Source organism: Limnohabitans sp. DM1, from assembly GCF_001269385.1.
Classification (GTDB): domain Bacteria; phylum Pseudomonadota; class Gammaproteobacteria; order Burkholderiales; family Burkholderiaceae_C; genus Limnohabitans_A.
The window spans coordinates 185,336-197,738 of record NZ_CXOO01000027.1; the positions used below are offsets into that span (position 1 = coordinate 185,336).

9 protein-coding genes are annotated in these 12,403 nt (G+C 56.9%); 3 read left to right on the forward strand and 6 right to left on the reverse strand.

The genetic code is table 11. From position 1 onward, the window contains the following. Nucleotides 1–31 precede the first annotated feature (31 nt). The 4 genes from AMM33_RS11710 to AMM33_RS11725 form a co-directional block, all read right to left on the reverse strand. Nucleotides 32–1,006 carry a WD40/YVTN/BNR-like repeat-containing protein gene (locus tag AMM33_RS11710; RefSeq protein ID WP_194945412.1) on the reverse strand — a complete coding sequence of 325 codons (975 nt, stop codon included), beginning with the start codon at nucleotides 1,004–1,006 and terminating at the stop codon, nucleotides 32–34. A 10-nt stretch (nucleotides 1,007–1,016) separates the two neighbouring features. Beyond that, a complete protein-coding gene (locus AMM33_RS11715; RefSeq protein WP_090141505.1) occupies nucleotides 1,017–3,368 on the reverse strand; it encodes an efflux RND transporter permease subunit in 2,352 nt (783 codons plus the stop codon). A gap of 117 nt (nucleotides 3,369–3,485) precedes the next feature. Next, entirely contained in the window at nucleotides 3,486–5,249 is a 1,764-nt protein-coding gene (locus tag AMM33_RS11720; protein WP_090141529.1) for a DUF1302 domain-containing protein, read from the reverse strand. A gap of 31 nt (nucleotides 5,250–5,280) precedes the next feature. Beyond that, nucleotides 5,281–6,654, reverse strand: a complete 1,374-nt coding sequence (locus AMM33_RS11725; protein ID WP_090141506.1) for a DUF1329 domain-containing protein — start codon at nucleotides 6,652–6,654, stop codon at nucleotides 5,281–5,283. Nucleotides 6,655–7,112: 458 nt separating this feature from the next. On the opposite strand from AMM33_RS11725, the gene AMM33_RS11730 reads away from it, so the two are divergent. After that, nucleotides 7,113–7,808: a TetR/AcrR family transcriptional regulator gene (locus AMM33_RS11730; protein ID WP_090141507.1), complete on the forward strand. Its 696-nt coding sequence runs from the start codon at nucleotides 7,113–7,115 to the stop codon at nucleotides 7,806–7,808. A 110-nt stretch (nucleotides 7,809–7,918) separates the two neighbouring features. Here the strand turns inward: AMM33_RS11730 and AMM33_RS11735 are convergent, their stop codons facing one another. Next, nucleotides 7,919–9,034, reverse strand: a complete 1,116-nt coding sequence (locus AMM33_RS11735; protein ID WP_090141508.1) for a class II histone deacetylase — start codon at nucleotides 9,032–9,034, stop codon at nucleotides 7,919–7,921. A 186-nt stretch (nucleotides 9,035–9,220) separates the two neighbouring features. Between AMM33_RS11735 and AMM33_RS11740 the strand changes: the two genes are divergently transcribed. Then, nucleotides 9,221–10,285 (forward strand): response regulator transcription factor, encoded by a 1,065-nt coding sequence (locus AMM33_RS11740; protein ID WP_090141509.1) that lies wholly within the window; start codon nucleotides 9,221–9,223, stop codon nucleotides 10,283–10,285. Between the two features lie 28 nt (nucleotides 10,286–10,313). On the opposite strand, the gene AMM33_RS11745 is transcribed toward AMM33_RS11740, so the two are convergent. Beyond that, nucleotides 10,314–11,489: a serine hydrolase domain-containing protein gene (locus tag AMM33_RS11745; protein ID WP_090141510.1), complete on the reverse strand. Its 1,176-nt coding sequence runs from the start codon at nucleotides 11,487–11,489 to the stop codon at nucleotides 10,314–10,316. Nucleotides 11,490–11,766: 277 nt separating this feature from the next. On the opposite strand from AMM33_RS11745, the gene AMM33_RS11750 reads away from it, so the two are divergent. Further along, the coding region (locus AMM33_RS11750) for a helix-turn-helix domain-containing protein (protein ID WP_194945413.1) at nucleotides 11,767–12,403 on the forward strand (637 nt) is incomplete at its 3' end.

Here is a 12,403-nt window from a genome sequence, read left to right on the forward strand (position 1 = left end):
TTCGGTGTGTTGGAAGGTGTGGCTGGGTTGTTCAATCGTTTCGCAAAATGCCTGCAGTCGAGACAAAGACGTCGCCAGAGGCGTGGCTGACTACGCCGGTCAGGCTGGCGTTGTCAGCCCGGGTATGGCGCTTGAAGGCGGGATCGGTCCCTGTGCGCTGCAGCAGCACGCCACCTGTGCCGGTGATCAGCACGCTCGCGTCCTGGCGCTCATGGATGGCGGTCAGGGATTGCTGTGTGCCGCTGACAGTGGCCGTCCAGCTCAGGCCTTGATCCTGGCTGCGGTAGACATGACCGCGCATGCCCGCTGCCAGAAGACTGCCATCGCTCAAGGCCTTGCCGGTCCAGAAAGAGCCTTTGTTCGCGGTTTGAATGGCTTGCCAGGTTTTGCCTGAATCGGCGGATCGGAAGATGGTGCCCGACTCTGCAGCGATGAACAGCAAGCCTTGGCGTCCGGGAAACAGATGGATCAAATGTTTTTCGGCCACATGCGTTTGTGTTGAAAGGGTTCGTCTTTCCCAGGTTTTACCGCCATCGTGGGTTTCGAGTGCAAGACCGAATTGCCCCACAGCAAAGCCGTGTTGTGCGTCTGCAAACCAGATGGACAGCAAAACCTCGTCTTTGCCGCGCTCTTGTCGCAAGACTTCCCAATGCTCGCCGCCGTCGCGTGTGCCCAGGATGGTGCCATCGTGTCCGGCGATCCATCCCTGCTTGGCATCGTGGAAATGCACCGAGGTCAAGGCTGACCGGGTGGGTACTTTTTGAGCTTGCTTGAATGTTTTGCCATCTTCTGACAAAACCACCAGCCCATGATCGCCCACGGCCACGATGCGTTGGCCAGCCTGGGTGGTGGCAAAAAATACCCCGCGCATCGGATCCACCTTTGTGGGGGCGTGGGCCCATCGGCGTTGTGCGTCTTCTTTGGCGGGTGTGTTCTGGCCTTGTGCGCTGTGAGCGGATGCGGCGATGGCCAGACACAAGCCCAGCATTGCGAATGGAAGCTTCATGGGTGGGCTTTCAATGGGCCAGGGCCGTTGCTTTGATCGGCTTCGTGCGTGGGAAAAGGGCATCGAGTGCGACGGCAAAAGCGGGCAGTACAGTGATGGCCATGATCATGTTGATCATGAACATGAAGGTCAACAAGATGCCCATGTCTGCCTGGAACTTGAGGTCAGAGAACGACCATGTGGCAACGCCCACGGACAAGGTGATGGCGGTGAAAATGGTCGCAACGCCCACTTCGCGCAGCGCCCCCTGAATCGCAGACTTCATGTGGGCACCAGCCACCAAATGGGCCAGCAAGCGGTTGTAGATGTAGAAGGCGTAGTCAACGCCAATGCCCGTTGCCAACACCATCACGGGCAGGGTGGCCACGGTCAGGCCAATGTCAAGCGACTTCATGAACCAGTAACCCAGGAATGTGGCCAAGGTCAGCGGCAGGCAGCAGGCCAGCATGGCACGCCAGTCCCTGTAGGCCAGGAGCACCAGCGCCACGATGGCGGCATAGACGTACATCATCATGGCGATTTCACGCTGCTCGACCTCTTCATTGATGGCCGCAATCAAGCCCACATTGCCCGAGGCCAGTCGAAGCTTGACGCCTTGAGCTTGGCCATCGAAATCCGTGCGAAAACGTTTGACCGCTTCAATCACGGGTTGGATGGTGGTGGCTTTGTGGTCTCTCAGGTAGATGTTGGCCGCCATCATGGTGCATGCCCGGTTGAACAAGCCCCCGGCTTCCGGCAAGTAACCCACTGCGATTTGCAAGGCCTGGCTGTCCCTGGGCAGGGCGGTCATTTTGGGGTGCCCCTCGTTCAGACCGGCATTGGCAAACTTCGCCAGGCTCGAGATGGATGAGACCGTCAGCACGCCGGGCACTTGCGAGATGTGCTGCGTGAATTGGTCGATGTAGTTCACGACCTCGTATTGGTTGCAGGAATCGGCTGGTGTTTCAAAAACCACCGTCAACACCTCCATGCCCAGGTCAAAGCGTTGAACAATCGCATCGATGTCCTGGTTGTATGGGGAGTCGCTGCGCAATTCCGGGGCGCCCGCTTGCAAGGCACCGATGTGTCTGCCCTGACTCTGCCAAACGGCCACGCCAAAGAGCACAGCGGTCAAAACCATCACATAGCGCACGTTGCGCAGTTCGGCCATCCAGCCGAGTTTTTCAATGAGACGGCTGCGCTGATTTTGCAAGGCTTCCTGTTGTTGCGCGTAGGTGCTCGGAAACTGGATGTAGGAGGCCACCAAAGGCAGCATGATGAGGTTGGTCACGATCTTGTAGCCGACCCCAATCGACGCGGCAATCGACAACTCCCGGATCATTGGGATGGGGATGATGATCAAGGTGATGAAGCCCACAAAAGCGGTCACGAGCGCCAAGCTGCCGGGGATGAACAGGCTGGTGAAACTGGCTTTGGCAGCGTCCATCGAAGGGGCACCGGACGCCAAGGCTTTGGCAATGGCATTGATTTGCTGGATGCCGTGGGACACACCGATGGCAAAGACCAAGAAGGGCACCAAAATGGCCAGGGGGTCGAGCCCGAAGCCCAGCAGACTCAGGGTGCCAAACTGCCAGACCACGGAGACCATTGAGCAGCCCAGGGCCAGCAAGGTCAGTGAAACGGATCGGCAGTACCAGTAAACAGACAGGGCTGTCAGCACAATGGCCAATGCAAAGAAGACCAGGACCCCTTTGGCACCGTCGGCGATGTCCCCAATTTGTTTGGCAAACCCAACGATGTGGATGGCATGTTCAGGCGTTTGCAGTGGCACGCGAACTTCTTGTTCGATCTGATGCGCCAGTTTCAGATAGTCGAGCTTTTGCTTCGTTTGTGGATCTTCTTCCAGCAGGTCCGCCACAATCATGGCGGCTGTGCCGTCGTTGGCGACCAGGTTGCCCACATATCCCCCACGGACAACCCTTTCTTTGATCCGGTCAATTTGTGCCGCGTCCAGCCGGTCGGGTGTCACATTGCCGTCAATGACGTCTTCGGCTTCAAACCCTTCTTCTGTCAATTCATAGACCCGGGTGTTGGGTGTCCAAAGAGATTGAACCGAGCGCTTGTCGATGCCAGGCAAATTCACCAGGGCCTGTGTGGCTTCGTGCAGTTTTTTGAGCGAAGCTGCGTCCCAGATGTCTTTTTGGGTTGACCGCACCACGACCATGATGCGGTTTGAACCGAACAGCTGATCGCGGTATTGAAAGAAGGTGTCGGTGTATTCGTGACCCAGCGGCAGCTGCTTGTCAAAACCGGCTGTCATGTGCAGCTGTGAAGCCAGCACGCCCATCAACACCGTGAAAACGGTCAGAGCAGCCAGGATGGCTTTTCTGAAGTGGAAGAAGAAATCTTCCAGTCTTTGCATCAAGCTTGTTTGTGTTGTCACGTTCGCATTCCACCGAGCCGAAGGTCGGTTCACATTTCAAGTAAGGGGGAATAAATTTTTCCGACCCTTAGGCCGGAAAAATCGGGCTCATCCAGTTCAGAATGAATAGGACATCGTGAGGCTCATGACATCGCGGTCACTCATCAGGTTTTGGGTGCCACCACCAAAAAACGTGGTGTAGCCAATGCTGGCTTTGACCTTGTTTTGGTAGTCGAAGTTCAGTGCCAATGCAAGGGCTTTTCGACCCTCCACAAAGGGAATGGCATTGGGACTTGTGCCTCTTACATCATGAAAAAAATCAAGGACCGGGTTCATGGTCCAACCTGAATTCATGAAGTTGGCGTAGCTCAGGCCGATTTCAGCCACATATCCCCAGGAGCGTTTGGTCGGCAAGGAGTAATCGGTGATGTAGTAAGGCACAGCCCCGGAAAGATCCAGATGTGGGTAAAGGGTATAAGCCACCTCAGCCATCACATAGCCTTCAGCGGCACCCAATGTCCTGGTCAGTTCAGTGGGAAGGAAGCGAAATGCGGTGGCTTGAAGCTGGTATTTTTTCTCGCTCACGTAACCATTGGAAACGGCCGCCGAGGTGAATCCATTGGATTTTTCGTACAGACTGTGTTTGCCACTGAAAGGCACTGTCGGGTCAATCGCCACACTGTCTTTGGGGCGGTAGGAGAACTCTGCGCCGAAGGCCCAGTCACCCATTTTGGTGTTCATGGAAACACCGAATAAATCGAGATTTTCACCGTATTGTTCGAGACCCGAGAGCCCGATGGCATTGGGTGTTCCCAGTCCGTTTGATTTGTAACCGATGAACGGTAACTTGTCGTGATAGCGCATGTAGTAGCCGGCAAACTCGGAGTCGCTTGCAGCAGGTTTGTACCGCAGACTGATGCCGTACTGTCCACCCTTTTGTGGCTTTTGCGTCTCAATCGGCACATGCCCTGCCGCAACACTGGCCATATCGCGTCCCCGTGTGGGGTCAAAATCACCCAAACCGCCAATGGCCCCATAAGGTGGGCTGCTGGGGAAGTAGCCACCACGTTTGCCGCCCGCTCCGACAAAGTCAGCGGTTGACCAGAAGGTGCCAGCGGGGTCGAGCTTCATGCCGTTCCAGGCAAACTGGTAGTAGGCTTCTGTAGAGAAGCCTTTGCCAAGACTGGTGCTCAGTGAGGCCATTGGAGCCGGTATGAAGATCTCTTTCAGTTGCGTGCCGGGGATATGGAATTTGCGCAAGTCCAAGGCGTTGACCGAGTTGATGCCGCCCAGGATGAAAATGTCCTCGCCCCAACTGATGACCTGATTGCCCAGCTTGAGCTTGGCGGAGTTGCCACCCAGGTCCAGTTCTTTGGCCACCCAGAAGTCCAGCAAGGTGATGTCCTTTTTGAGGACGTTCGCTGCTTCGTCGTCCAACGGGGTGCGGATGGTTTTTCGAGCTGACAAGTCGCTTGACCAAGTGAACCGTCCCAGCATGGACCAATTGCCCTGTTCCCTCAAGGAAAGCTCATGCGTGCCTTTGACCACCGACGACACCACGGACCCTTTCCTGTAGTTCAGATTGCCATCATCGGAGTTGGTGAAATTGATGTCGGGATTGGCAGTGCTTGCATCGCCATTGACCAAAGAGCCCAGTGCACCTGACGTGGCGCCAGTGCCGCCACTGTCGTTGCCGATCATCCGGGTGTTGGGCGATTTCAGCCGTTTTTGCATGCCAAAGCTGAGGGTGGAATCAAAGCTGCCCGTGATGCCGTTGTCCATTTCAAATTTGACAGCATGGGCCATGGGGCTCATGCTGGCAGTCAACACGGCGCACACCCATGCCAGTTTGGTGGGCGCGAATTTGTTTTTGCTGTGCATTGCTTGTCTCCAGATCTTGGTGTGGTTTTTTTCAGCGATCGCCAAAACGGCGCAGCTCTTCTGATTCAAATCGTTTGGCGTCAATGCGGCCTTCGGCACCTGCCAGCCAGTCCGTGTCTTTTGACGCTTGTGTGGCGTTTTCAGCGATGTAACGGTTCACGTTCAGATCCCAGGACATGAATTCCTGGCTGACACAGGCGCCCAGTTCAACAGCAGGGTAGATCGAGGCTTCCATCACGCGCCACAATTTGCCTTGCGCGTCGTACTGATCGGCGTTGAGCAGCATCCAGGTGTCTTCGTCCAGGTAAAACTCACGTTTCGCGAAGACATGCCGTTTGCCGGCTTTGACGGTGGCCTCCACTTTCCAGACCCGGTGGAGTTCGTAGCGCATCAAGTCGCGCTTGGGGTATTGCCCTTCGTAGATGTCCTTGATGGGGCGTTTGGCCACAAATTTGAAGTTGTTGTAGGGCACAAACATTTCCTTTTTGCCCACCAACTTCCAGTCATACCGGTCCAGTTGGCCCGAGAACATGGGGTATTGGTCAACGGTCTCGAGGTTTTCGTAGCCGGGAATCGGGTTGTCGTAGGCCAGGTTCGGCAAACGACGCACCCGTCTTTGGCCGGGGAAATACATCCACGCATCGTTGGGCTTTGACAGGAAGAAGTGACCCAGGATGACCTCCCCTGCTCGGGCTGCCGGACTGGTGGCTACGTTGAGCAGTTTTTGCATGACCCCCTGAACATCATCGGGCGACTTGACCTTGCTCGATGCAAAAGGCATCGTCACCCATTGGTCCTGAGCCAGGCTGTAAAAACTCCCATCGGGATTGATGAAGTTGGTTTGGTAATGTTCAATGCGGCCCTCACCTTGCCAGCGCAAACGGTGATTCCAAACAGCTTCGGCCCCGTTGTTGGGGATGGGGAAGGGGAAGCCGCCGCCGACTGCCTGGACCAGGTTGTCCTGACCATCGGCCGTGAGCTTGGCCTGCGTTGCATTGGCTCTGGTTTGGCCATAGACCGATTCCGGATAGCCGCAGCTGCGTCGGGTGGGGTAAACATCCATGCGGTAACCCTTGCGGGTTTTGAGCAACTCGATCTGCCCCGCAGACAGCTTGTCCTTGTATTTGTCGACGTTGCTCGCATCAATGCTGTAGAGCGGTTTGTCGGCGGCGAAAGGGTCGTTGCGGGCATCGCCTGCTTTGTGTTTGCCCTTGGGCAATCCACCGCTCCATTCGGGAATGGAGCCATCTTTGTTGCCCGCCTTTTCTGCACCCACGGGCGTGAGTTCTTTGCCCAACTTGGCGGCCTCTTGTTCACCCACGGCGGCCAGCAAGGCGCCCGTGGTGATGCTCAGTCCGAGGGTCAGGGCGAGCGTGCGCCATTTTTTGAAGTTCTGGGGTGTCATCTTTGATCTCCTTTTGTTGTTGATATCCGGCTTTTGGGCCCTCAGTGGCAGGCTTTTCCTGTTGTCTGTCATCCATCGGAGGCCCTTCGCTGCAGACGCCTGCGGTGGGGCACCATCGGGTTTTTCTGCGGTGCAGCATGTGTGTTTAACCACTGAATGCGACAAACTGTCACGTTTATCTTAGTGACTTTGGTTGAATGTGACAAGTTGTCACGTCTAATCGTTTTCCCTTATTTTATTTAGGGATTTAGAGGCCTAGGAAGTGTCACTTTGGGCTTGGATCAGACTTCTTTTTCATGCCCGCACGACACCTGCTGAACACCACCAGAACGCGAATAAGTGCTTGGATTTCATGAAAAAAATGAGGATTTCAGCGTCAGTTGAATACCCGCTACACCAGGTCCCCGTACGATCCACGGCGCACAAAGACACGTTCGATTCAAAAGGGTGAGTGGTTTATGGTGAACAGCAAAAGAGTTGCCGAGAAGTTGGTTTCGGATTTGCCCTTCAAGGAGGTCGGCTCTTCGCTGCCAAAAGGTGACAGTTCGTCAAGGCGCAAGCCTTCACAGGACCGTTCCAAGGAGCGGATGGAGAAAATTCTGGCCGTTGCGGAGGCCTGCATTCTGGAAGTGGGGGCGGCAAACCTGAAAATTTCCGACATCGCGGCGGCTTCGGGCATGGCCAACGCCAGCGTTTACCAGTACTTCAGCAATCGCGAAAAAATCATCCAGGCCCTTTTGGAAAGGTATCTGGATTATTTTTATGAGCAAAACACACAACTGCTCACCCCTGTAGACAGTGTGGAGGCATTTCTTTTGTACCTGGAGGACGTTGTGTATGACTACCACGATTACGTCAAATCCAATGCAACGTACCGAGCCATCTGGATGGATTCGCAAGGCTGGGCCGAGCTCAGGGCCATCGACCGAAAAGACAACATGCGCCTTGCCCATGCCTGGGTGCAAAAAGTCAGTGAGTTGGTGCCGGATTTAAAAGCGGATCAGGCGCTGAATGTGTTTTTGACCTGCATTGAAACCGGCGCACACATGACACGGGTGTCTGTTGAGATTGGCGGACGGGTCGAGCGGATCATGATGGAAGAAATGATCGCCATGGTCCGAGGGCATCTCAGGACATTCTTTAGCCATCATTGATTTTCAGAAACATGGGTGGTGCCCATGAAGCCTCAACGCATGAAATACGCTGAGGCCCCAAAGGCACGTCTTATCTTTGGGGGGCGTTATGGGCGGCAGCAGGTCTGCCTTCAATAACCCATGCTGAGAGCCATTTCGTCGAGCAAGCTGCGCTGGAACGCAGCCTGACGGGCATTCACCTGCATGGCCAGACCCAGCTCCAGATAAGGGTCCTCTACCGCCGTGCGCACGTCGCACAGGGTCTCGACCGTTGCGTGAGCGCAAAAGGGCACCGCTGACTCGGCATAACCGCCCTCATGCACCACCACCACTCGTCCGTCACACAATTCATCGGCCAAAGCCATGGTGCGATGCGTCAATTCGCGGAAAGACTCGCTGTGCAGCAACATGCGGGCCAAGGGGTCGACCATATTGGCATCAAATCCACTGGCCACCACGATCAACTCCGGGGCAAAGCGTCGCAGCGCTGGCTCCACGATGCGCTCCATGGCGTACATGTACGCGTCATGACCGCCGCCGGGCACCAGGGGCACATTGATGTTGAAGCCCAAGCCTTTGCCTGCGCCCCGGTCCTCGCTGCCGCTGTAACCGGGTGGGAAACAAGCTTCTTGGTGCAAAGAAATGGTCAGCACATCGTCGCGTTCATAAAAAATGGATTGGGTGCCATTGCCATGGTGTACATCCCAATCGAGCACAGCCACCCGCTTCAAACCATATTTGGCCCGGGCGGCCTCGATCGCAATCGGGATGTTGGCCAGCAGGCAAAACCCCATCGGCTGATCAGCCAGGCAGTGGTGGCCCGGCGGGCGCGACAAGGCGTAGGCATTGCGATAACGCCCCGCCATCACGGTGTCGACGGCGGCCATGGCCAAACCGGCCGATTGCTTGGCGATTTCATAGCTGCCTTGGCCAAAAGGCGCGTAGGGCCCCAGCTCGCCACCGCCTGCGTCGGACATGGCTTTGAATTTCTCCAGATACGATGAGGGGTGAACCCGCAACAGGTCCGCCTCTGTCGCCATGGGGGCCGAGCGGATGTCCAAGTGCTCGGCCAAGCCAGAGACCTGGATAAGTGAAACCACGCGCCGTTTGGATTCGGGCGATTCGGCCAGGCCCATGCTGGCTGGCGGCTGCACCCAGCCACCCACATGGGCAATCAGGGCAAAGCCACCAGGGGTGCAGTGCCAAAGACATTTTTCATCATGAAAGAAAGCGCTAGTTGCGGACATTGAGGGTCTCCTGTTGTGTGAAATTGAACACAGACGCACTTTAGGAAGAGCCGCTTGCCACGCCCATCGTTCAGTTGAACGGGGTGCGATGGCATCCACGAGGCGTGTGCAAGTGCTACGCTGGGAAAGTCCTGTCTGGCCGAACTGAAAGCGCCGTGGCATCGTCCATTTGAACCAAGTCACACCATGTCCCGCATTCTTCCAACATACGCCAGCCCGAACGATCAAGCGCAGCACCACCCACAAGGCAGCGGCCCACTCCAGGAGTTGGGCCAACTGCTGCATGGGCTGTACCGAAGCGCGCAGCATTCCGGGGTAGAGGCGTTCGAGCAGACCGTTTTGAATCAACTGAGCAGTTGTATTCCCTTTGACGCAGCCTGGATAGGGCGTTCTACCCTGACACCCGCTGGGCCAGTGATGCACCACAGCACGCTGCACGCACTCGACAACACCTACCTGAACGCATGGGATCGCATTCGCGACCATGATCCCTTGGTGTCTTCGGTCACAGGAGAGTTGGGCTCGGTGGCGGCGCTTTCCATTGCCGACCCGGGTCTTTCCGATCAATTTCGTGCTTTTCTGGCCTGTTATGGCATTGCCCAAGTGCTGTGCTGCGCCACCTGTGACCCGGTTTTGCAGACCTATTTGCATGTCTCGCTGTATCGCCATGCGCTTAAACCGGCTTTCAGCGAAACACAGCGCACACTGCTGCAAGCGGCCTTACCGAACCTGGCTGCGGCACTGAGCCTGAACCACATGGCCGAAATCGAGCGTGTCGGCGCAGGTGACAACCAGCGTCAAGTGGGCGTAGCGCTGGTGGGATCTGATGGGGTGATCGTTTGCGCCGATCCGTTTTTTGCTGAGTTGATGTTGCTGGAATGGCCTGAGTGGCCGGGCGGGGTCGTTCCTGTCAAGTTGGGTCGGGCGAATGGTCAATCGCCAAAACCACGTCACCAAGGACAAAGGGTCAGCATCACCAGTGAATCGCATGGATCGTTTTGGGTGCTGCGGGTCCGACCTGCCACTGCCAGCAGCACACTGACGCCCCGCGAACGCACGGTGGCAATGGCCTTTGCGCGTGGGAGCAGCTACAAAGAAGTGGCGCGGGATTTGGGCATGGCACCCGCGACGGTTCGGCACCATCTTCGCCAGGTCTATGCCAAGCTGCACATCCAGGACAAAGGCTCCATCGCTTGGATGCTCAGCCAAGACCACAACGGCCTGTCCAGTCTGGGCAGCGCAGAACACTGAGCACAAGGCCGGTTGATCCCGGTGATGTTCACAGCAGTGCTGCGTACACCAAATCGCGGAACAACGGCCGGTAGTAATCCCGCTGGTTGGGCGCCTGTACCATCAGCAGAGCAACCATGTCGAGCGCTGGGTCCACAAAAAACGTCGTGCCCGCAATGCCGCCCCAGTAATACAGACCCACCGAGCCGGGCACGGGCGACAGGCCCAAATGGGTGCGTACCGCAAACCCGAGACCAAAGCCGTGGCCGGGTGGCAGCAAGGTGCCGTCGGCCGGGATGTCGCCCAGATGGTCTGCAGTCATGTAGTCCACCGTGTGTGGCCCCAGCAGGCGCACACCATCCAATTCGCCCCGGTTGCGCAGGCATTGCAAAAAGCGGGTGTAGTCCATCGCCGTGGACATGAGGCCACCGCCGCCGCCTTCCATGGCGGGCACTTGACGGGGTTCGAGCACCTTCATCGGCACGCCACCGTCAGGGTCGTGCGCAAAAGGCTCGGCAATGCGGTGATGCTGCTCGGGTGGCACGGCAAAGCCGGTGTCCACCATGCCCAGTGGGCCAAAGATTTCGGCTTGCAGGAATGCCCCCAAGCCTTGGCCGCTGACCACCTCGACCAACCTGCCCAGCACATCGGTGGCGCGGCTGTAAGCCCACACGCTGCCGGGTTGGAACTGCAGCGGCATGGCCGCCAGTGTTTGCGAAAACTCGGCGTTGGTGCGTTCGCGCGAGGCGATTTTGGCTTGGCCGTATTGCTGCTGCACGGACGATGTGCCCAGAAATTCATAGGTCAACCCGGCCGTGTGGCGCAGCAGGTCTTGCACGGTGGCGGGGTTGTGCACTGGCTCCAGCCCATTGGCCGTGGCCACTTGCTGGTTCGCAAACTCAGGCAACCAATGGCTGACAGGGTCACTCAAGAGCAATTGGCCGCGCTCGACCAGCATCATCACCGCCACCGACACGACCGGCTTGGTCATCGAATAGATGCGGAAAATGCTGTCGGTCTGCATGGGCGCGCCCGTGGCCGGGTCTTGCTGGCCTACAGCTTCAAACAAGGCGATTTGGCCGCGCCGCGCCACCATGGCCACCGCACCGGGCAGTCGGCCGCTGGCCACTTCGCGGCGCAGCACGTCCATCAGGCGCTGCGTGCGCTCGGGGCACAGGCCCACGTCAGCAGGGTGGGCGTGGGGCAAAGCGGGGTGATGGGTCATGGGGCGCTCCTGAGGAAGGGTGCTTTGTACACCAGCCTGGTGCGGCGGCTTATCACCTAAAGCAACTTGACTCCGCTGGAGCAGGTGTGGTGATCCTTTTGACAGGTGTTGTGCTGAGTACGCCCTTGTTGCCTGTGTACTTGGTGTAGAAGCAGGCTGTTGTGGATACAAAGATACACTTAATTGGTCAATCAATGCGGGTCAAGGAATTTTGGGTTCTCTTGAAATTTGAGTGGGTAAGCTTCTGCCATATTGATCAACTTTTGAGCGTGAATTGATGACTGCCAAGCTGTTTGAATCTGCCCTGGGCATCACTGACCCGTGGTGCGTTGCCTCGGTTGAGTTCGACGAAGGTGCCAAGACCTTGACGATATTGATTGACTTCAAAGTCGGCAGTCGCTTTGCAGTCTCGGGTCACGATGGGCTGCATGGTGTGCACGACACGGTGGCCAAGACGTATCGGCACCTGAACTTCTTTCAACACGAGTGCCATCTGCAAGTTCGCACGCCTCGCGTGAAACTTCCCAACGGTTCGGTGCGGTTGGTCGAGCCTGATTTTGCCGTGCGACTTAATGGCTTCACCTTGCTGTTTGAAGCCTTCATTCTGATGCTGTCTGGCCAGATGCCATTTGCCGCCGTCTCGCGTCTTGTCGGGGAGTCGCCGCACAAGGTTCTGGCCGTGTGCGAAAAGTATGTTGAGATGGCCTGTGGCTTGGCAGATCACTCGGATGTCACGGCACTGGCGATTGATGAGACTTCGCGTGCCAGGGGACACAGCTACGTCACGCTGGCCGCTGATGCCGTTGCCAGGCGCGTGTTGTTTGTAACCGAAGGGCGCGATGCTAAAACCATCAAGGAACTGGCGTCCTACCTGGAAGACCATGGCTGCCCGTGCGAAAACATCATCCAGACCA

Excerpts from the sequence above, each read along its gene's own strand:
- AMM33_RS11710 (WP_194945412.1), bottom strand. The coding sequence starts at position 1,006 with ATGAAGCTTCCATTCGCAATGCTGGGCTTGTGTCTGGCCATCGCCGCA.
- AMM33_RS11715 (WP_090141505.1), bottom strand. The coding sequence starts at position 3,368 with ATGCAAAGACTGGAAGATTTCTTCTTCCACTTCAGAAAAGCCATCCTG.
- AMM33_RS11720 (WP_090141529.1), bottom strand. The coding sequence starts at position 5,249 with ATGCACAGCAAAAACAAATTCGCGCCCACCAAACTGGCATGGGTGTGC.
- AMM33_RS11725 (WP_090141506.1), bottom strand. The coding sequence starts at position 6,654 with ATGACACCCCAGAACTTCAAAAAATGGCGCACGCTCGCCCTGACCCTC.
- AMM33_RS11730 (WP_090141507.1), top strand. The coding sequence starts at position 7,113 with ATGGTGAACAGCAAAAGAGTTGCCGAGAAGTTGGTTTCGGATTTGCCC.
- AMM33_RS11735 (WP_090141508.1), bottom strand. The coding sequence starts at position 9,034 with ATGTCCGCAACTAGCGCTTTCTTTCATGATGAAAAATGTCTTTGGCAC.
- AMM33_RS11740 (WP_090141509.1), top strand. The coding sequence starts at position 9,221 with ATGTCCCGCATTCTTCCAACATACGCCAGCCCGAACGATCAAGCGCAG.
- AMM33_RS11745 (WP_090141510.1), bottom strand. The coding sequence starts at position 11,489 with ATGACCCATCACCCCGCTTTGCCCCACGCCCACCCTGCTGACGTGGGC.